The sequence below is a fragment of the Nonomuraea sp. NPDC050451 genome (assembly GCF_044458585.1).
Window position 1 is genome coordinate 311903 of sequence record NZ_JBITHZ010000006.1, and the last position, 20322, is coordinate 332224.

Below are 20322 nucleotides of genomic sequence, written 5' to 3' on the forward strand. Positions count from 1 at the left end.
TAGGCCACTTTACAAATCCGCCTCCGGCCGGAGGATGGGCGCGACCGGGTGTGGGAAGGTACAGTTCCGTCGATTACTAGAACGGAGTTCGGTTCCTATGCGATTCGGTTATTACCTGACAGAGCCCAGAGGAGACGACCCGATCGGCGGGTTGCGCACCCAGATCGCCCAGGCGGCGCAGGACGGCTTCACCTCCGCCTGGCTCTCCAACATCTTCGGCCTCGACGCCCTCACCGCCCTGGCCGCCGCCGGGGGCCAGGTGCCCGGCATCGAGCTCGGCACCGCCGTCGTCCCGACCTACCCGCGCCACCCGGCCGTGCTGGCCCAGCAGGCCATGACCACCAACGCCGCGCTCGGCGGGCGCCTCGCGCTCGGCATCGGCCTGTCGCACCAGATGGTCATCGAGGGCATGTACGGCTACAGCTTCGAGCGCCCCTACCGGCACATGAAGGAGTACCTGGACATCCTGCTCCCGCTCAGCCGGGGCGAGCACGTCAAGTACGAGGGCGAGACGCTCAACACCGACCTCAAGCTCACCACGCCGGGCGGCGGCTTCCCCGTGCTCGTCGCCGCGCTCGGCCCGCGCATGCTCAAGCTGGCCGGCACCGTGGCCGACGGCACCGTCCTGTGGATGACGGGCCCCAAGACGGTCGCCCAGCACGTGGCGCCCACCATCACCGCGGCAGCCGCCGAGGCGGGCCGTGAGGCGCCCAGGATCGTCTGCGCGCTGCCGATCTGCGTCACCGACGACCCCGCCGCCGCTGTCGACCGCGCGAACGAGATCTTCGCCGTCTACGGACAGCTCCCCTCATATCGTGCGATGCTCGACAGGGAAGGCGCGGCCACCCCGGGAGACGTCGCCATCGTGGGTGACGAGGACGCGGTGCTGGCCAAGCTCGACGTGCTGCGGGAAGCCGGTGTGACCGACTTCGTGGGCTCGGTGTTCGCGAGCAAGGAACGCACGCGGGCGCTGCTGATCGGCGCGGCGAAGGGCTGAGCCCAAGACATCTCCATAGTTCTCCGGCGGGGTGAAGATCGTTTGCTGCATGGCGTTGATGTGTCCGACTGGCTGGGGCCCGTCGACTGGGCCGGCCACGCGGCGGCCGGAGTGACCTTCGCGTTCGCCAGGGCCACCGAGGGCGGCGACTTCACCGACAAGCTGTTCGAGCGCAACTGGAACGGCATGCGCGAGAGCCGGATCGTCCGCGGCGCGTACCACTGCGCCAGGCCCGAGGGCGACCCGATCGACCAGGCGCGTCACTTCCTGGCCGCGATCGACGCGGCGGGCGGGTTACGCGCCGGCGACCTGGTGGCCCTCGACCTGGAGCCCGACGACGGCCTGCGCCCCGAGCAGGTCGCCCACCACGCGCGCCGCTGGTGCCACCACGTCGAGCGGCACGGCGGCGTGCGGCCGTTCGTCTACACCTTCCTGGCGTTCGCGCGTGGCGGACACTGCGCGGGCCTGGGCGAGTACCCGTTATGGATCGCCGCCCCCGACAAGCCGCGCGGCGAGCCCGCGGTGCCCCCGCCCTGGCGCGACTGGGCCGTTCATCAGTACGTCCACAGCCCGCTCGACCGCAACGTGTTCCACGGGACCCGGCAGGAGCTGACAAACATGGGGTTTCACCCGCGATAGCATCGGTGTTCACCATCGAAGCAGCTCCGGTGTCGAGCGCCGGGGCGCGATCCAAGGGAGTCACCGTGTCAGCCGAGCTACGCATCACCCTCGCCGGAGCCGAGCGTGTGGTCGCGGCCGGCACGACGGCCGGGGAGGCCCTCGAGGCCGACGGCCGCTCGGTCATCGCGGCCCGGGTCAACGGCGAGCTCCGTGACCTGGCGCACCCGCTGTCCGAGGGTGACGTGGTCGAGGCGGTCGAGATCTCCAGCGAGGACGGCCGGGCCATCGTCCGCCACTCCACCGCCCACGTCATGGCGCAGGCGGTGCAGGAGCTGTTCCCCGAGGCCAAGCTGGGCATCGGGCCGCCCGTGGAAAACGGGTTCTACTACGACTTCGACGTCGCCCAGGCGTTCCACCCCGACGATCTCAAGCGCATCGAGAAGCGCATGCGGGAGATCGTCAAGCAGGGGCAGCTGTTCTCCCGCCGGCCCGTCTCCGACGACGAGGCGCGCGAGGAGCTGGCGGCGGAGCCGTACAAGCTGGAGTTGATCGGGCTCAAGGGCGGGGCCGCGGACGAGGAGTCCGTGGAGGTCGGGGCCGGGCAGCTCACCATCTACGACAACCTCGACCCCAAGACCGGCGAGCTGCAGTGGAAGGACCTGTGCCGCGGCCCGCACGTGCCGTCCACCCGGTCGATCCCGGCGTTCAAGCTCATGCGCTCGGGCGGCGCCTACTGGCGCGGCAGCGAGAAGAACCCGCAGCTGCAGCGCATCTACGGCACCGCCTGGGAGTCCCGCGACAAGCAGGACGACTACCTCAAGCTGCTGGAGGAGGCCGAGAAGCGCGACCACCGCAAGCTGGGTGTCGAGCTCGACCTGTTCAGCTTCCCGCCGGAGCTGGGCAGCGGCCTGCCGATCTTCCATCCCAAGGGCGGGATCATCCGCAAGGAGATGGAAGACTACATGCGCCGGCGGCAGGCGGAGGCGGGCTACGAGTTCGTCAACACGCCGCACATCACCAAGTCGTCGCTGTTCGAGACCTCGGGGCACCTGCCGTGGTATGCCGACGACATGTTCCCGGCGTTCGAGCTGGAGGGCATCGAATACCGGGTCAAGCCGATGAACTGCCCGATGCACAACCTGATCTTCAGGGCGCGCGGGCGGTCCTACCGCGAGCTGCCGCTGCGGCTGTGCGAGTTCGGCTCGGTCTACCGTTACGAGAAGTCGGGCGTGGTCCACGGCCTGACCCGGGTGCGCGGCATGACGCAGGACGACGCGCACATCTACACCACCCGGGAGCAGATGGCCGATGAGATCAAGTCGCTGCTGAGGTTCGTGCTCAGCGTGCTGCGCGACTTCGGCCTGCCCGAGTTCTACCTGGAGCTGTCGACCCGCGACGAGTCCGACAAGTTCATCGGCGAGCTCGCCGAGTGGGACGAGGCGACCGAGGCGCTGCGCCAGGTGGCCACCGAGTCGGGGCTTGAGCTGATCGACGACCCGGGCGGCGCGGCCTTCTACGGTCCGAAGATCTCCGTGCAGGCCAAGGACGCGATCGGGCGCACCTGGCAGCTGTCCACCATCCAGCTCGACCTCAACCAGCCCAAGCGCTTCGGCCTCGAATACCAGGCGGCGGACGGCAGCCGGCAGACGCCGGTCATGATCCACCGGGCGCTGTTCGGCTCCGTCGAGCGCTTCCTCGGCGTGCTCACCGAGCACTACGCGGGCGCCTTCCCGCCCTGGCTCTCGCCGGTGCAGGTGACGGGCATCCCGATCGCCGACGCGCACGTGCCCTACCTGCAGGACGTCGCCAAGAAGCTGCGCGAGCGCGGCATCCGGATCGAGGTCGACGCCTCCGACGACCGGATGCAGAAGAAGATCCGCAACGCGCAGAAGGCCAAGGTGCCCTTCATGCTGCTGGCCGGTGACGACGACATCGCCAACGGCGCGGTGTCGTTCCGCTACCGGAGCGGCGAGCAGAAGAACGGCGTCCCGATCGAGGAGGCCGTGGCGGAGATCGTCAACGCCGTGGAGCGGCGCATCCAGGTCTGACGCGATGACGGAAGACGGCGGGGCCTGTCGGCTCCGCCGTTTTTCGTTCCTGGATCAACGGGGGAACAGGCGGAAGGTGATGGCGGGGCGGCCGCCGAAGCGCTCGGCCGCCTCGCGGGCGAAGCCTTCGATGAGGTCGCGGGCGTACGACTCGGGGTCCTTGTCGGTGAGCGCCTCGATGTAGGCGCGGTGCTCGACGAGCGAGCGCACGCCGCGCTCCAGGCCGTCGGTGACGTCCACGGCGTGGGTGGGGGAGTCGGTGCCCGCGACGGCGACCCAGCGGACGCCGTCCCAGGGCTCGGCCTCCGTGTCCGGAAATATCCACCTATTTCCCGCATCCCCGGCGGCGTCCAGGACGGCCCGGCCCACGGCCCGGTGGTCGGGGCTGTTCCAGTACGTTCCGCCCCAGGTGTCGTCCGGGTTCAGGGTGATCACCAGCTCGGGGCGGTGCCTGCGGATGGCGGCGGCGATGTCCTTCCTGAGCGCGGTGCCGTACTCGATCACCCCGTCGGCGTGGTCGAGGAACTCCACGCTCGTCACCCCGACGACGGCCGCGCTGGCCCGCTCCTCCTGCTCCCGCACCGGCCCGGCCTCTGCCGGGGCGAGCGTGTCGATGCCCGCCTCACCCCTGGTGACCATCAGGTACGCGACCTCGCGGCCCTGGTCGGTCCAGGTGGCGACGGCGGCGGCACAGCCGTACTCGAGGTCGTCGGGATGGGCGACGATGGCCAGGGCGCGTTGCCAGTCGTCGGGCATGGGCTCCAGTTGATCGGTCATGGCCCACACCCTACGGGCACGCCGCGCGCGGCTGGCGGCTCCGCGCAGTGCCCGGCCGTCCCTCGAAGCCCAGGGATCGTCGCCTTTGGCCTGAGCGCCTCATGGACGGTGCGCCCCAGGCGAGGGCACTGTCGCCTGAGGCGTAGCTGGCCGCGCCCTTGGCACCGGGCCGCCCTTGGCACCGGGCCGCCCTCGGCACCGGGCCGTCCGAGGGACCGTCGCCTGAGCGCGCCCGCTCGCCTCAGGGCCGGGCGCCGGGCGCGTCCGATCGCCTCAAGAGGCGTGGACTGGCCGTTCCGAGGGGCGTCGGCTGGGCGCGTCCGATCGTCGCGAGGGCCGCCGCTTGGGAACGCCCGATCACCCCCGGGGCGTCCGACGGCCCCAAGGGGCGTCGGAGGGAGAAAGGGGGCGGAGGGGTGTCAGAGGGGGGAGGGGAGGGTGTCGTCGTCGGAGGTGTCGTGGAGGGGGCGGCGGGGCTCGCCCGGGAGGCGGACGTCGTCGACTGTCACGTTGACCTCCGCGACCCGCATCCCGAGCATGTGGCTGACGTTCCTGGCCACGTTCGTCTTGACCTCGGAGGCGACCTCCATGACCACGTGCCCGTACTCCACCACGATGGTCACGCTCACGGCCACCGTATGATCCTGGATCTGCGCGTTGACTCCCTGGTTGGCGCGCCGGGAGCCGATGCCGATGCGGTCGCGTACGGACTCGAAGGCCCGCGCCAGGTCGCCGCCCAGGTCGGCGACGCCGGTCACCTCGAGAGCCGCCAGGGCGGCGACCTTCTCGACCACCTCGTCGGCGACCTTGATCCGCCCTTTGACGACGGCGCCGAAGGAAGATGCCTCCGAGGGTGGCGCGCTGGTGGGTGCGGAGCTCGCTTCTTCGTCCGGGTCGGGGGTGTCGGCGGGCGGGGTGGACTGAACGGTCGGCAGGGCGTCGTGCTCGGCCAAGTCGTGCTCGGCCAAGTCGTGCTCGGCTAAAGCGTCACTCATCGCGGCCTCCTGTAGGCGATGCTTGGGATTGTGCCGGAAGAGCGGGCCGTTTGTCCGTGGTCCTATGCTGCTAGGTATGCACGATCAGGCAGGGGCAGGGTCCCCCGACAACTTCCAGCGTCTGTGGACCCCGCATCGCATGGCCTACATCAAGGGCGAGAACAAACCGACGGGCAACGGCCCCGATGACGGGTGCCCGTTCGACGCGATCCCCAAGATGAGCGACGAGGACGGCCTGATCGTCGCCAGGGGCGAGACGGTCTACGCCGTGCTCAACCTGTACCCGTACAACTCCGGCCACCTGATGGTGGTCCCCTACCGGCACGTTTCCGACTACGACGAGCTGGTGCCTGCCGAGCTGGTCGAGCTGGGGGAGTTCACGCAGAAGTCGCTGCGCGCGCTGCGCAAGGCCAGCGGCGCGCAGGGCTTCAACGTCGGCATGAACCTCGGCCACGTCGCCGGCGCCGGCATCGCCGCGCACCTGCACCAGCACGTGGTGCCCAGGTGGGGCGGCGACACCAACTTCATGCCGGTCGTGGCCCAGACCAAGGTCCTGCCGCAGCTGCTCCGCGACACCCGCCAACTGCTCGCCGACGCCTGGGACTGACCCGCCCTGAGGCGCCCGCTGTTCGGGTGTCCGTGGCCGCCGCTGGGAAGCGGCGCCGCTCCACCGGGTGCCGCGTTGCGGAGCGGCGTTACTCCGTCAGGTGCCGGGCTACTCCGTCCGGTGCCGCGTTACTTCGTCGCGGTCGCTAAGTCCGACGACATACGCTCGGCGACCGGCTCGCGGTCGCGCCGCAGCACGCCGATGCCGGTGGCCAGCAGGAGAGGTACGGCCAACGCCAGGGCCATGGACAGCACGGCCGCGCCCGAGTCGTTGACGAGCATCCCGACCACGCCGCTCACGAGCGTGCCGATCAGCCCAGCGCGTAGCGCGGGGGAGTGCTCGAACGCGGCCGGCACCACCCCGGCCGACGCCTGTTCGGGCCGCAGGATGGCGTACACGAGGAACGCGGCGGCCGCGATCACGATCGGCATAAGGTTGGGGCTGAGCAAGGTGGCCAGCATGGCCTGGAGCTTGCGCAGGATGACGTCGAACGCCTCCCCGCTCAGCACCTGCCCCACGAACCTGCCCAGGTGCGTCTGCTCGTCCGCCGGCTTCAGGTAGTTGAGCCACGCGAACGTCATCACGATCAACCCGCCGGCCACCAGGAACGCGCCCAGCTTCACCAGCGAGACCCGCTTGCCCGCCAGGAGCAGCGCGGTCACCGCGATGCCCGGCACGAACGCGATCACGCCGCCGAAGTCGCTCCCCATCCCGGAGCCGCCCAGCACCATCGCGAACGTCCCCAGCACAACGATCGCGGCCAGCCCCACCTTGCCCGGCCACCGGTGCGCGATCACCGTGGTGGCCAGCAGGGTGCCGGTGGCCAGGAGGGCGAACGGGATGTTCCCGAGGCCGTAGTAGCGGGCCCCGACGTCCGCGCTGTAGCCCATGATGCTGTTGAGCTGCAACGTCGTACCGGTCAGCAGGTCGCCCGCCAGCGTGAGCGCGGTGAGCCCGGCCACCACCGCCAGCGGGCCCAGCGGCCGGCGCCGCCACGGCCCCACGAACGCCACCGTCGTGACGAGCGCCGCCCACCCGAGCACCCCGGCCACCAGCTGCGGCAGGCTCGACCAGGGCAGCAGGTTGACCAGGTAGCTGGAGACGGGCAGGGCAGCGAGGGCGACGGCCGCGAAACGTACCGGCGCCAGGCCCTTGCGGCGGCGCAGCAGCAGGAACGCGACCACGTAGAACAGCACCTGCAGCACGGCCACGGCGGTGAAGTAGATGCCCTTGATCGAGCGGATGGCCTGCGCGGTGGCGTCGGCCCGCTGGAGCCGTTCGAACGTCGCGCCCGGCCCGCCGACCTGCAGCGGAACGCCCACCACGGTGCTCGGCACCGGCACCCCGAGCTTGGTCAGGACGGTGGAGGTCAGGTCGGGCAGGATCGAGATGTCCTCGCGGCGGGTCGAAGCCGCGCCGAGCAGGTGGCCCTCAGCGCCGGGCTCGCGCAGCGCGGCCACCCGCAGGTGAGGTACGGAGCCGTGGTCGGACAGGCCCGCGAGCAGCACCGTCGTGTCGGCGGGCAGGACCGACAGCAGCGCGCCAGCCTTGGCGTCGGCCATCCGCAGCGCGCCACGCCGATCGGCGGCGCTGAGCTGGTCGGGCACCTTGGGCAGCTTGCCGCTGGTCAGGTAGGGGCGGACGAGGTCGTCGACGTCCATGGCGATCATCCGGCACCGTTCGAGGTCGGGCGTGCGGACCTGGAGCGGGGAGGAGTGGTACTGCTGGACCACGCCCTGCCGGTCGGCCAGGCCCAGCGCGGCGCCGGGGCCGATGGCGATCGAGCACTGTCCGGCGGCCTTGAGCGACTCGCCCAGCGTGCCCGCGTTGCGCTGCCCGGCCACGTCGATGAGGTAGCGGTAGTCGGGGATGACCGCGCCCGCGCCCTGCTGCTCGGGCATGGGGGGCGCGCCGCAGCTGTAGCCGGCCGCCGACCTGGTGCCGGCCGACACGGTCAGCCAGCCGTCGTAGGGGCAGGTCACCCCGCCGACGGTACGTACGGACAGCGAGCCGATCGCGCTGGACCTGGTCAGCTCCCACAGGTTGGGGGAGTCCGCCTGGGTGATGTCGTTCCAGTGCAGGCCGGATACGCCGATGAGCGCGATCCGGCCCGCGCTCGCGTCCTTCGTGGCCTGGGCCGGGCCGGTGAACAGTCCCTGACCGAGCAGGACCTGCCCGACCAGCACGGCCAGCACGACTAGCGCGCGCCTCATCCCGATGACCTTCCGTGATCGAATGGTTCCGTGGCACGGTAGAGCAAGGTCATGTTCCGGCGCCACCGGACCCGACTACCCTCTCATGCGGTGCATGTATCACGTGCGCCGTTTCATTCGGGTGAATTCCTCCGCGCCTCCCGGGGGTCCCTGGGCGCTTGCGGTGGTGTGGCTGGGCGCCGTGCGCGTTGCGCCGGGCTCCACCGTACGGCGTTTCGCCGTTGCGGCGCAGTTCGGATGGCTCCCGGGGACGCAGTGTTGAGGGCGTCCCCGGCGTGGCGCGCATCCGGTGTGGTGTGGTGCGGGGCGGGTGGTGGCCAAGGGGCCTTAGGGGGCTGGGGTCTTGACCTTGGTGGCCTTGCTTTCGTGGCCGAGGCGGTCCACGGCCGTGACCACGTAGGTCCCGTCCGGCGTGCCCGTGAACGACGGGCTCGTCACGACGGCCACCAGGTTGCGGGCGTCCGTGCCGTGGCAGTCCTTGCCGGACTTCGGCACCTGGTACACCGCGTACGTCCGGGCCCCCTGGGACGGCTTCCAGGACAGCTGGGTGCCGGTGGCCTTGAGGCCGGAGGGGGCGGGAGGCGCGGAGCCGCCGAGTTCCTTGATCAGGGGCAGCAGGGCCGGGCGGGAGTAGTGGTTCTTGGCGACGCGGTCGACGGACCCGAGAGGATTGTCGAGCAGGTTCTTGGCGCTGAAGTAGACCTCGCCCTTCACCGGCTTGTGATCCCGGTTGACGCCCACCTCGGCGGCCAGCTCGCCGGGCTTGGTCCAGGCCCGGTCGTCCTTGGCGCCCACCCGGTAGAGCCCCTGGCCGATGTACAGCTGCACGTCCGTGCCCTTGACCTCGTCGGACCACCAGGCCGCCAGCGTCTCGTAGTCGGCCAGCTTGTGGCCGCGCGGCCAGTAGAGCTGCGGGAGCACGTAGTCGACGGTGCCCGACTTGATCCAGGCGCGCGCGTCCGCATAAATCGAGTCGTACGCGGACATGCCGGAAGTGGCCGAGCCGGTCGGGTCGTTCGACTTGTTGCGCCAGATGCCGAACGGGCTGATCCCGAACTTGATGTGCCCCTTGGTGTCGTGGACGGCCTTGTCCACCTGGGCGACGAGCGTGTTGACGTTGTCGCGCCGCCAGGCGGCGAGCTTCTTGCCGTCGCCGTACTTCGCGAACGCCGCCGCGTCGTCGAACTTCTGCCCCGCCACGGGATACGGGTAGAAGTAGTCGTCGAAGTGCACCCCGTCGATGTCGTAACGGGACACCACGTCCGTGATGACCTTGGTCACGTGGTCGCGGACGACGGGCAGGCCGGGGTTGTAGTAGAGGCGGCCGCCGTACTTGATCGTCCAGTCGGGGTGCTTGCGGGCGGGATGCCCGGCGGGCAGCTTGGCGGTGCTGTCGCCGTAGGAGGCGCGGTACGGGTTGAACCAGGCGTGGAACTCCATGCCGCGCTTGTGCGCCTCGTCGATGAGGAACGGCAGCGGGTCCCAGCCGGGGTCCTTGCCGGCCGTGCCCGTCAGATATTGGGTCCAGGGCTCCAGCGACGACTTGTACAGCGCGTCGGAGGCGGGCCGGACCTGGACGAAGACCGCGTTGAGGTTGCGCTTGGCGGCGCCGTCGAGGATCTTCACGTACTCGGCCCGCTGCCGGTCGGGCGAGAGCCCCGCCTTGGAGGGCCAGTCGATGTTCTGGGTGGTGGCGATCCACACCCCGCGCAGCTCGCGCTTGGGATGGCGGGCGTCGGCCTTGCAGGCCGCGGCGGATGCGGCGGGCGCTGCGGCGATGGCCGTCTTCTTCTTGCTCGCTGCTGGGCTCTCCCCGGCCCCGGGGCCGAAGACGTAGGCGGCGGAGGTGGTGACGACCGCGAGAGCAGCAGCGGCTAGGAGTGGGCGTCCAGTTCGCATAATGCCACCCAGTGTGGCAGTTGCTCCGGCATGCTCGGTACGAAAAAAAGAAATCGACTCGTGATGCTTCTGTGACAAAAGTAAACGGCTGGGCCGGGAGGGAACAAGGCCCTCCCGGCTCCGTCCAGCCTCAATCCGCGGTGGCGGCCACCTTGCTCGCCAGGTTCGGCGGAAGGGGCTCGTAGCGCAGGAAGGTCCGCTGGAACGTCCCGGTGCCGTGTGACATGGATCTCAGGTCGATGGCGTACCGGGTGATCTCCAGCTCGGGGACCTCGGCCTTGACGAGCGTACGTCCCGTGCCGACGGGCTCCGTGCCGAGCACCCGCCCGCGCCGCGACGACAGGTCGGACATCACGGATCCCACGTGGTCGTCGGCGACGAGCACCGACAGCTCGTCCACCGGCTCCAGCAGCAGCGTCGGCACCTTCGCCGCCGCCTCCTTCAGCGCGAGCTGGCCGGCGATCTGGAAGGCCATGTCGGAGGAGTCGACCGAGTGCGCCTTGCCGTCGTACAGGGTGACGCGGACGTCCACCATCGGGTAGCCGGCGACGACGCCCCGCTCCATCTGGGCCCGCACGCCCTTCTCCACCGACGGGATGAACTGCCGCGGCACGACGCCGCCCACGATCTTGTCCACGAACTCGAACCCGCCGCCCGACGGCAGCGGCTCGACCTCGAGGTGGCAGATCGCGTACTGGCCGTGGCCGCCGGTCTGCTTGACGTTGCGGCCCATCGCCTGGCACTTGCCGCCGAACGTCTCGCGCAGCGGCACCCGCAGCTCGACCCGCTCCACCTCGACGCCGTGGCGCTTGGACAGGCGGTCGAGCAGCACGTCGGTGTGCGCCTCGCCCATGCACCACAGGACGAGCTGCCTGGTCTCGGCGTTGTTCTCCAGCCGCAGCGTCGGGTCCTCGGCCACCAGCCGGGCCAGGGCCTGCGACAGCTTGTCCTCGTCGGCCTTCGACTTGGCCCTGATCGCCACCGGCAGGAGCGGGTCGGGCATGGCCCAGGCGGTCATCAGGAGCGGCTGCTCGACCTCGGACAGGGTGTCGCCGGTCTCGGCCCGCGACAGCTTGGCCACCGCCACGATGTCGCCCGCGACGCCCTTGGCCGCGGGGCGCTGCTGCTTGCCCAGCGGGCAGGTCAGGGTGCCGATGCGCTCGTCCACGTCGTGGTCCTCGTGCCCGCGGTCGGCCAGGCCGTGCCCGGACACGTGCACGGTCATGTCGGGGCGAAGCGTGCCTGAGAAGACGCGTACGAGGCTGATGCGGCCCACGTACGGATCGCTGGTGGTCTTGACGACCTCGGCCACGAGCGGGCCGTCGGGGTCGCAGACGGTCCCCTTGACCGGCTTGCCCGACAGGTCGGTGATCTCGGGCAAGGGGTGTTCGAGGGGCGAGGGGAAGCCCTGGGTCATGATCTCGAGGATCTCCTGCGCGCCGACGCCGAGCCCGCTGCACAGCACCGGGTAGAAGCTGCCGCGCGCGACGGCCTTCTCCAGGTCCTCCACCAGGACCTTGGTGTCTATGGGCTCGCCTTCGAGGTAGCGCTCCATGAGCGATTCGTCTTCGCTCTCCTGGATGATCCCCTCGATCAGGTCGCCGCGGCGCTCCTCGATCTGCGCCGCGTAGTCCGGCCCCGGCTCCTTCTCGGTGCGGGTGCCCGTGGCGTAGTTGTAGAACTTCTGCGACAGCAGCCCGATCAGCCCGTTCACGTGGCCGTTGGTGATGACGGGCAGGTAAAGGGGCGCGACGCCGTCGCCGAAGACGTCCTGGCACGTGACGAGGACCTCGTCGAAGTCGGCCCGCTGGTGGTCGATCTTGGTGATCACCACCGCCCGCGGCATGCCGACCTGGGCGCACTCCTCCCACAGCATCTGGGTGAGCCCGTCGATCCCGTCGGAGGCGGAGACCACGAACAGCGCGGCGTCCGCCGCGCGCAGCCCCGCGCGCAGGTCGCCCACGAAATCGGCGTAACCGGGGGTGTCGAGAAGGTTGATCTTGATACCGTTGTGTACCAGCGGTGCCACGGCGAGGTTGACCGACCGCTGCTGACGGACCTCCACCTCGTCGAAGTCACTGACCGTGTTGCCGTCCTCCACGCGGCCCGCGCGCTGGACGGTGCCGGTCGCGGCCAGCAGTTGCTCGACGAGGGTCGTCTTACCCGCTCCTGAGTGGCCGACCAGCACGACATTGCGTATCGCATCCGCCCTGTCGGCCGTGGGTGCCCTGCCCGCGGCTCCCGCAGCGCCACCGGTGTTCTTCTCTGCCACAACAGCCTCCCGCGTCGCCGGATGTTCCAACGACCGCGCCCAAGCGGAGGGTGTCTGGAAACCGCATGGACGCGGTGTGTTCACCAAATACCCCTGTGGCGGATATCACAAGGGGGGTGGGGCAAAGAAAGTTGTCAGGCGTTCCATGGCCTACGATCGGACCGCGATGCTCAAACTCCTGCGCCCGGCCATGACCCGGATACTCACCCCGCTGGGCAGGGCCCTCGTCGGCCGCGGGATAGGCCCGAACGCCGTCACGGCGATCGGCACCCTCGGCACGGTCGTGTCCGCCCTGCTCTTCTTCCCCCTGGGCCAGCTGACCTGGGGCGCTCTCGTGATCACCGTCTTCGTGCTGTTCGACCTGCTCGACGGCGTGGTGGCGAGGCTCGGCGGGAAAGGCGGCTCCACCTGGGGCGCGTTCCTCGACTCGACGCTCGACCGGGTGGCCGACGCGGCCATCTTCGCCGGCCTGATCCTCTACTTCATCTCCGAGCACGACACGCTCATGGCCGCCGTCACGCTGGTGTGCCTGATCGCGGGCTCCCTGGTGTCGTACGCCAAGGCCAGGGCGGAGGGGCTCGGGCTCACGGCCGACGTGGGGCTGGCCGAGCGGCCGGAGCGACTGGTCGTCGCGCTCGTCGCGGCCTGTTTCTCGGGGCTCGGCGTTCCGTACATTCTTCCTGTGGGCATGTGGCTGCTCGCCGCGGCCAGCGTGTTCACCGTGGGGCAGCGTGTGGTGGCCGTCTACCGGCAGACGAGGGAGAGATGAGCGACAAGGCGTCCTTCGGTGATCGGGTCGTGGCCGCGGGTTTCGCGGCAGGGTGGAAGCTCGTGCCGCTGCTGCCCGAGCGCCCGACGGCCGCGGTCTTCCGCTTCCTGGCCGACCGGATCTGGAGCAGGCGGGGCAAGTCCGTGCTCCGCCTGGAGTCCAACCTTGCCAGGGTGACCGGGCTCGACGCGGGCAGCCGCGAGATGCGCGAGCTCAGCAGGGCCGGCATGCGCTCGTACTTCCGCTACTTCCACGAGGTCTTCCGGCTGCCGTCGATGAGCGTCGAGGAGATCGTGCGCCGCAGCCATGTCATCGGGGCCGAGCACGTCCACACCAACGTGGCGGCCGGGCGGGGCGTGGTGCTGGCGCTGCCCCACATGGGCAACTGGGACCAGGCGGGGGCGTGGCTGGTGGGCGTGGGCCACCCGTTCACGACCGTGGCCGAACGGCTCAAGCCGGAGTCGCTGTTCCGCCGTTACGTGGCCTTCCGTGAGGGGCTCGGCATGGAGGTGCTGCCGCTGACCGGCGGCGACGGGCACAACTTCGGCACGCTGGCCACCCGCGTGCGCAAGGGCGGCGTCGTGTGCCTGCCCGCCGAGCGCGACCTGACCAAGAGCGGTATCGAGGTGCGCTTCTTCGGCGCGACCACCAAGGTCCCCGCCGGGCCGCCGCTGCTGGCCGTGCAGACGGGAGCCGCGCTGCTCCCGGCCATCGTCTACAACGTGGGCGACGACTGGGGCATCCACATCCACGAGGAGGTCCCGGTCCCGGCCGAGGGCACCCGGCAGGAGAAGGTCGCGGCGGTGGCGCAGGGGCTGACCGACGTGTTCGAGAAGGGCATCTCCGAGCACCCGGAGGACTGGCACATGTTGCAGCGGCTCTGGCTGGAAGACCTCTCGCGATGAACATCGGCATCGTCTGCCCCTACTCGTGGGACATGCCGGGCGGGGTCAAGCAGCACATCGACGACCTGGCCCAGGCGCTGATCGCGCAGGGGCACGAGGTGTCGGTGATCGCGCCGGCGGCCGACGACGACGAGCTGCCCCCGTACGTGACGGGCGCGGGCCGGGCGGTGCCGGTGCCGTACAACGGCTCGGTGGCCAGGATGTCGTTCGGCTTCCTGTCGGCCGCGCGGGTGCGGCGGTGGGTGCGCACGGGCGGGTTCGACGTGCTGCACATCCACGAGCCGCTGATCCCGAGCCTGGGCGTGCTGGCCTGCTGGGCGGCCAGGGGGCCGATCGTGGCCACGTTCCACGCCTCGTTCACGCGCTCGCGGGCCATCGCGGTGGCCGAGCCCCTACTGCGCAGCGCGCTGGAGAAGCTGGCGGGCCGCATCGCGGTCTCCGACGCGGCCCGCAAGAGCCTGGTCGAGCAGTTCGGCGGCGACGCCGTGCTGATCCCCAACGGCGTCACCGTCTCCCGCTACACCGAGGCCGAGCCGCTCGAAGGCTGGGGTCCCGACGGCGCCACGATCGGCTTCCTCGGCCGGATGGACGAGGAGCGCAAGGGCCTGCCGATCCTGCTCGACGCGTTCAGGACGCTCGCGGCGGAGCGGCCCGGTCTGAAGCTGCTCCTGGCCGGCCCCGGCGACGCCAAGGACGTCTACGAGCGGGTGCCGAAGGAGTTCCACGACCGGGTGACCGTCCTGGGCATGGTGAGCGAGGCCGACAAGATCCGCGCCTACCACTCGGTCGACGTGTTCTGCGCGCCCAACACGCGCGGGGAGAGCTTCGGCATCGTGCTGGCCGAGGCCATGGCGTCCGGGGCGACGGTGCTGGCCAGCGACATCCCGGCCTTCCGCCGGGTGCTGGGCGAGGGGCAGGCGGGCGCGTTGTTCGCCAACGGCGACGCCGACTCGCTGGCCCGGGAGGCCGCCGCGCTGCTCGACGCGCCCGAGCGGCGGGCCAAGCTGGCCGCCGAGGCGCTGGTGGCGGTGCGGAAGTACGACTGGTCGACGGTCGCGCGGGACGTCGTACGCGTCTACGAGACGGTCGCCACGAGCGGGGCGGGGCGCGTGGAGGAAGATCTGTGACATCCACCATCATCGTGCTGGTCGTGGGCATCGTCGTGGTGCTCACGGCCGTCTACATCTCCTGGCGCGCGGGCCGGCTCGACCGCCTGCACATCCGGCTCGAGCTGGCCCAGGAGTCGCTGGACGCCGCGCTGATGCGGCGCAGGGCGGTGGTGCTGGAGCTGGCCGGCTCGCGCCTGCTCGACCCCGCGACCTCCCTGGTGCTGGCCGCCGCCGCCCACGAGGCCAGGACGGCGGGCCCGGAGGAGCGCGAGCACGCCGAGAGCGACCTGTCGCGCACGCTGCGCGCGGTCGTGGACCAGGAGCGGTTCAGGGAGAAGCTGGCGGAGTCGCCGGGCGGCGGCGACCTGCTGGACGAGCTCGACACGGCGGTGGCCAAGGTCGTCTACTCGCGCCGCTTCTACAACAATGCGGTTGCGGTCACGCGTACGGCGCAGCGGCGCTGGCTGGCCAGAACCCTCCGCCTGGCGGGCCATACCGAATATCCACAATTCTTCGAAATCGATGACAATCCGCCCGCGGCTATGGCAACTGAATGAACTGATTTGGGGAAGCCAGTAAGCTTCATCCCGTTTTTCGGGCTGAAGCGAGGAGTGTTCACGTGCGGCTACCCCGGATGATCACGGTCACACTGGCCGGAGCGGCGGTGCTGCTGCCTGTTGCGGCCTGCTCCTCGGAGGAGCCCGCCCCGGGTAAGGCGCCCCAGGCCGCCACGGCCGCGCCCAGCGAGCAGGCCACCGAGGCGCCGGCCGAGGGGCACCCGTTCACCGGAAAGCCGTACGACGGCCTGAAGCCCGTGCTCGCGGTGAAGATCGAGAACACCGCGGCGGGCAAGCCGCAGCTCGGCCTCAAGAGCGCGGACATCGTCTACATCGAGCAGGTCGAGGCGGGCCTGACCAGGCTCATGGCGATCTTCTCCTCCAAGGTGCCGGCGAAGGTGGGCCCCGTCCGCAGCGCGCGCATCTCCGACCTGCACATCACGCCGCAGTTCGGCAAGCCGGCCTTCGCCTACTCGGGCGTGCAGACCAAGATGCTGCCGTTCGTGGCCAAGGCGTCCCTGTTCGACGTCGGCGACACGCGCAACCCCGGCGCGTACTTCCGCCAGCCGGGCCGCGTCGCCCCCTACAACCTCTTCGCCAACACCAAGGACCTCTTCGCCAAGGCCCCCAAGGCGAGCAAGGCCAAGGACATCGGCTTCACCTTCGGCGAGGCCCCGGCCGAGGGCGGCGTGGACAAGAAGTCGTACACCGTCAAGTGGCCCGCGGCGCGCTTCACCTTCGCCTGGTCGGCGGAGAAGGAGCAGTGGCTGATCTGGCAGGACGGCAAGAAGGACATGGCGGCCGAGGGCGGCCAGCTCGGCGCGCCGACGATCGTCATCCAGTACACCAAGACCGAGCGCTCGGAGTTCCACGACAAGAACCAGAGCTACACGCCGCTCGTGCACACCACGGGCAAGGGCAAGGCGATCGTGCTGCGCGACGGCAAGGCGTACAAGGCGAACTGGGAGCGGGAATCCGAGGACACCGGTACGACGTTCACCACGGAGAGCGGCGAGCCGATGAACTTCGCGCCCGGCCAGGTCTGGGTCGCGCTCGCCAGCCGCAAGCCCGTCATCCCCTAGCGCCTTTCTGTCCAAGAATGGCGATAAATCCTGACATCTTGGCATGTCGGGGGAGGGGTCCTTCAGGACCTACCATGGGGTTGATAACTTACCGAAGCCGTGAGAGCCGTGAGGATGACCGTGTCGACCAGCACGCCTGAAAGCACCCCCGTCACCGGAACCGCCCGTGTCAAGCGTGGCATGGCCGAGATGCTCAAGGGCGGCGTCATCATGGACGTCGTCACCCCCGAGCAGGCCAAGATCGCCGAAGACGCCGGCGCGGTGGCCGTCATGGCCCTCGAGCGTGTGCCCGCCGACATCCGCGCCCAGGGCGGGGTGTCGAGGATGAGCGACCCCGACATGATCGACGGCATCATCGGCGCCGTGTCGATCCCCGTGATGGCCAAGGCCCGCATCGGCCACTTCGTCGAGGCCAAGGTCCTGCAGGCGCTCGGCGTCGACTACGTGGACGAGTCGGAGGTGCTGACCCCGGCCGACTACGCCAACCACATCGACAAGTGGCAGTTCACCGTGCCGTTCGTGTGCGGGGCCACCAACCTGGGCGAGGCCATGCGCCGCATCACCGAGGGCGCGGCCATGATCCGCTCCAAGGGCGAGGCCGGCACCGGCGACGTCTCCAACGCCGTCACCCACATGCGCACGATCCGCGCCGAGATCAAGCGCCTCACCTCGCTGCCCGAGGACGAGCTCTACGTCGCGGCCAAGGAGCTGCAGGCCCCGTACGAGCTGGTCGTCGAGGTCGCCAAGACCGGCAAGCTGCCGGTCGTGCTGTTCACCGCGGGCGGCATCGCCACTCCGGCCGACGCCGCGATGATGATGCAGCTCGGGGCCGAGGGCGTGTTCGTGGGCTCGGGCATCTTCAAGTCGGGCGACCCGGCCAAGCGCGCCGCGGCCATCGTCAAGGCCACGACCTTCTACGACGACCCCGACGTCATCGCCAAGGTCTCGCGCGGCCTGGGCGAGGCCATGGTCGGCATCAACGTCGACGAGATCCCGCAGCCGCACCGCCTGGCCGAGCGCGGCTGGTAGGCGGCGCGTCGTTGCAGGTCGGCCGTCCTGCCCGTGTGACATGATCACGTACGGCAGGCGGGGGCACACCACAGTGTGACGATGAAAATCGCCAGGAGAGGCGGCATCCGCGAAGGATGTCGCCTTTTCGGTGTTGTGTGGCGTTCACCAAGTAGTCATGATCTTCAGTAAAGCTACCTGGCGTCCCCCTCACCCTTGATCGTCACAGGAGCGTCTCGTGTCCAAGCTGAACCGCCGGCACTTTCTGGTCACAGGGTTAGCGGCGGGCGCCGCCGTGACCATCCCCGCGACCGCCGCCTTCGCCGATCCGGGCGCCGATCCTGGCACCGACCCCGCCGTCGAAGCGGCTTCACGCGAGCTGCGTACCGACCCCTTCACGCTCGGCGTCGCCTCCGGCGACCCCGACCACGAGGGCTTCGTCCTGTGGACCAGGCTCGCCCAGGAGCCGCTGGCCGAGGACGGGTTCGGCGGCATGCCGCAGCGGCCGTTCCCGGTGCAGTGGCAGGTGTACGCCGACGAGCGCTGTCGGCGCGTCGTCCGCTCCGGCGTGAGCGTGGCCACGCCCGAGTGGGGCCACAGCGTGCACGTCGAGGTCGACCGGCTCGGCTCCGACCGCGAGTACTGGTACCGCTTCCGCGTCGGCAAGTACGTCTCGCCGGTCGGGCGTGCCCGCACCGCGCCGCACCCGCTCTCGTACGGGAGCTCGCTGGCCATGGCGTTCGTCTCGTGCGCCCAGTACGAGCACGGCTACTTCACCTCGTACCGCAGGCTGGCCGAGGACAACCCCGACCTCGTCCTGCACCTGGGCGACTACCAGTACGAGTACACCAAGGACACCTACAACATCCCCGGCGGCAACATCCGCGACCACGAGGGCCCCGAGACCGAGACCCTGGCCAACTACCGCCAGCGCCACGCCCAGTACAAAGCCGACCCCGACCTGCAGGCCGCGCACGCGGCCGCGCCGTGGCTGGTGGTGTGGGACGACCACGAGATCGACAACAACTGGGCCGACGAGATCCCCGAGAAGCCCGAGGTCCCCCAGCCGAACTTCCTGGCCAGGCGCGAGGCCGCCTTCCGCGCCTACTACGAGAACATGCCGCTGCGCCGCACCTCCATCCCGCGCGGCATCGACATGCAGCTCTACCGGCGGATCCGGTGGGGGCGGATGGCCATGTTCCACATGCTCGACACCCGCCAGTACCGCGACGACCAGGGCTGCGGCGACGGCTACCGCGACTGCCCGGCCTCCGTGGACCCGGCGCGCTCGATCACGGGGGCCGAGCAGGAGTCCTGGCTGCTGGACGGCTTCCACCACTCCCGCGCGCAGTGGGACATCATCGGGCAGCAGGTCTTCTTCGCCCAGCGTGACAACAACGCCGGCCCTGCCAAGATCACCAGCCAGGACGCCTGGGACGGCTACGTCGCCTCCCGCCAGCGCATCACCCAGGGCTGGGTGGACGCCAAGGTGCGCAACGCCGTCGTGCTGACCGGCGACGTGCACGCCCACTGGGCCAGCGACCTCAAGCTGAACTACGACGACCCGACCGGGCCGTCGGTGGGCTCCGAGCTGGTAGCCACCTCGATCTCGACGGGCGGCGACGGGGCGGACTCCGACCCGTCCACGCACCCGTTCCTGGCGATCAACCCGCACCTGAAGTTCTACAACAACCAGCGCGGTTACGTGCTGACGAAGATCGAGCGGGACCAGCTGACCGCCGACTTCAGGGTGGTGCCGAAGGTGCAGACCCCGGGCGCCGAGGTCTACACGCGGGCCACGTTCGTCGTGGAGGACCGGGTGCCGGGGGTGCAGCAGACGTACCTGCGGTCGCTCGACCCGACGCTGCGCGCCCAGCAGCAGCTGACCGTGGAGGAGACGGTCCGCCTGGAGACCGAGCGTCCCTGACGATCGCTCCCGTGAGCGGCACCCCCGGCCGGGGTGCCGCTCTTTTTCTTGACCGGAATATTAGCCAGACTAAGTTAGTTGGGCTAAGCATGAGGGACGACCCCACCCGCCTGGCCGAGCAGGTCTCCACGGTGCTGCGCCACCTGGTCCTCCTGCTCAGGCGCACCGTCGCCGGCCAGCCCGTCACCAGCCAGCAGTATGCCGTCCTCGGCTCGCTCGAACCCGGCCCGCGCCGCATGACCGAGCTGGCCGAGGAGCACGCCGTCCAGCTGCCCACGATGACCGTGCAGATCAACCGCCTGGAGGACGCCGGCCTGGTGGCCCGCGGCTCCGACCCGGCCGACGCCCGCGTCAGGACGGTCGAGCTGACCGGCGAGGGCCGCGACCGGCTGCTCGCCGTCCGGCGGGCCAGGATCGCCCACCTCAGCCAGGAGCTGGCCGCGCTCACCGACGACGAGCGCGCCACGCTGGCGGCCGCGCTGCCCGTCCTGGCCAAGCTCGGCCGCAACCCCCGGTGAAGCCGTAATCCCAGGTAA

General features: G+C 70.2%; 17 protein-coding genes. 12 read left to right on the top strand and 5 right to left on the bottom strand.

The features are described from left to right. Positions 1-97: 97 nt before the first annotated feature. From ACIBI9_RS22320 to thrS, 3 genes are all read left to right on the top strand, one after another. Positions 98-997 (top strand): TIGR03564 family F420-dependent LLM class oxidoreductase, encoded by a 900-nt coding sequence (locus ACIBI9_RS22320; RefSeq protein WP_397224067.1) that lies wholly within the window; start codon positions 98-100, stop codon positions 995-997. 60 nt (positions 998-1057) lie between these two features. Next, the gene (locus ACIBI9_RS22325) at positions 1058-1636 is read left to right on the top strand and encodes a glycoside hydrolase family 25 protein (RefSeq protein ID WP_397224068.1); all 579 of its coding nucleotides are present in this window, start codon (positions 1058-1060) and stop codon (positions 1634-1636) included. A 65-nt stretch (positions 1637-1701) separates the two neighbouring features. After that, positions 1702-3666 (top strand): threonine--tRNA ligase, encoded by a 1965-nt coding sequence (gene thrS / locus ACIBI9_RS22330; RefSeq protein WP_397224069.1) that lies wholly within the window; start codon positions 1702-1704, stop codon positions 3664-3666. A 54-nt stretch (positions 3667-3720) separates the two neighbouring features. Here thrS and ACIBI9_RS22335 read toward each other — a convergent pair whose 3' ends face one another. Both ACIBI9_RS22335 and ACIBI9_RS22340 read right to left on the bottom strand, forming a co-directional pair. Continuing rightward, a complete protein-coding gene (locus tag ACIBI9_RS22335) occupies positions 3721-4443 on the bottom strand; it encodes a PIG-L deacetylase family protein (RefSeq protein WP_397224070.1) in 723 nt (240 codons plus the stop codon). Positions 4444-4862: 419 nt separating this feature from the next. Then, the gene (locus tag ACIBI9_RS22340) at positions 4863-5438 is read right to left on the bottom strand and encodes an Asp23/Gls24 family envelope stress response protein (RefSeq protein ID WP_397224071.1); all 576 of its coding nucleotides are present in this window, start codon (positions 5436-5438) and stop codon (positions 4863-4865) included. Positions 5439-5514: 76 nt separating this feature from the next. On the opposite strand from ACIBI9_RS22340, the gene ACIBI9_RS22345 reads away from it, so the two are divergent. Next, entirely contained in the window at positions 5515-6045 is a 531-nt protein-coding gene (locus ACIBI9_RS22345) for an HIT domain-containing protein (RefSeq protein ID WP_225963475.1), read from the top strand. Between the two features lie 128 nt (positions 6046-6173). Here ACIBI9_RS22345 and ACIBI9_RS22350 read toward each other — a convergent pair whose 3' ends face one another. The 3 genes from ACIBI9_RS22350 to ACIBI9_RS22360 all read right to left on the bottom strand — a co-directional run bounded on the left by ACIBI9_RS22350 (position 6174) and on the right by ACIBI9_RS22360 (position 12429). After that, positions 6174-8258 carry a hypothetical protein gene (locus ACIBI9_RS22350; protein ID WP_397224072.1) on the bottom strand — a complete coding sequence of 695 codons (2085 nt, stop codon included), beginning with the start codon at positions 8256-8258 and terminating at the stop codon, positions 6174-6176. A 327-nt stretch (positions 8259-8585) separates the two neighbouring features. Further along, a complete protein-coding gene (locus ACIBI9_RS22355; protein WP_397224073.1) occupies positions 8586-10157 on the bottom strand; it encodes a family 10 glycosylhydrolase in 1572 nt (523 codons plus the stop codon). Between the two features lie 130 nt (positions 10158-10287). Next, positions 10288-12429 carry an elongation factor G-like protein EF-G2 gene (locus ACIBI9_RS22360; protein ID WP_397224074.1) on the bottom strand — a complete coding sequence of 714 codons (2142 nt, stop codon included), beginning with the start codon at positions 12427-12429 and terminating at the stop codon, positions 10288-10290. Between the two features lie 145 nt (positions 12430-12574). Here ACIBI9_RS22360 and pgsA point away from each other — a divergent pair, with 145 nt between their 5' ends. The 8 genes from pgsA (at position 12575) to ACIBI9_RS22400 (ending at position 20304) form a co-directional block, all read left to right on the top strand. Continuing rightward, the gene (pgsA, locus tag ACIBI9_RS22365) at positions 12575-13198 is read left to right on the top strand and encodes a phosphatidylinositol phosphate synthase (RefSeq protein WP_397224075.1); all 624 of its coding nucleotides are present in this window, start codon (positions 12575-12577) and stop codon (positions 13196-13198) included. Continuing rightward, positions 13195-14103, top strand: coding sequence for a phosphatidylinositol mannoside acyltransferase (locus tag ACIBI9_RS22370; RefSeq protein WP_397224076.1), 909 nt, complete (start codon positions 13195-13197; stop codon positions 14101-14103). The genes pgsA and ACIBI9_RS22370 overlap by 4 nt, the downstream gene beginning before the upstream one ends. Then, the gene (locus ACIBI9_RS22375; RefSeq protein WP_397224077.1) at positions 14100-15230 is read left to right on the top strand and encodes a glycosyltransferase family 4 protein; all 1131 of its coding nucleotides are present in this window, start codon (positions 14100-14102) and stop codon (positions 15228-15230) included. Before ACIBI9_RS22370 ends, ACIBI9_RS22375 begins: the two co-directional genes overlap by 4 nt. Then, positions 15227-15769: a hypothetical protein gene (locus ACIBI9_RS22380; RefSeq protein ID WP_394499487.1), complete on the top strand. Its 543-nt coding sequence runs from the start codon at positions 15227-15229 to the stop codon at positions 15767-15769. The genes ACIBI9_RS22375 and ACIBI9_RS22380 overlap by 4 nt, the downstream gene beginning before the upstream one ends. Positions 15770-15831: 62 nt before the next feature. Further along, entirely contained in the window at positions 15832-16851 is a 1020-nt protein-coding gene (locus ACIBI9_RS22385; protein ID WP_397224078.1) for a DUF3048 domain-containing protein, read from the top strand. Positions 16852-16965: 114 nt separating this feature from the next. Beyond that, entirely contained in the window at positions 16966-17880 is a 915-nt protein-coding gene (pdxS, locus tag ACIBI9_RS22390; RefSeq protein ID WP_397224079.1) for a pyridoxal 5'-phosphate synthase lyase subunit PdxS, read from the top strand. Between the two features lie 217 nt (positions 17881-18097). Further along, positions 18098-19786, top strand: coding sequence for an alkaline phosphatase D family protein (locus tag ACIBI9_RS22395; protein ID WP_397224080.1), 1689 nt, complete (start codon positions 18098-18100; stop codon positions 19784-19786). 89 nt (positions 19787-19875) lie between these two features. Next, complete coding sequence (locus ACIBI9_RS22400) at positions 19876-20304, top strand: MarR family winged helix-turn-helix transcriptional regulator (RefSeq protein ID WP_185077116.1); 429 nt, start codon at positions 19876-19878, stop codon at positions 20302-20304. Positions 20305-20322: the final 18 nt, after the last annotated feature.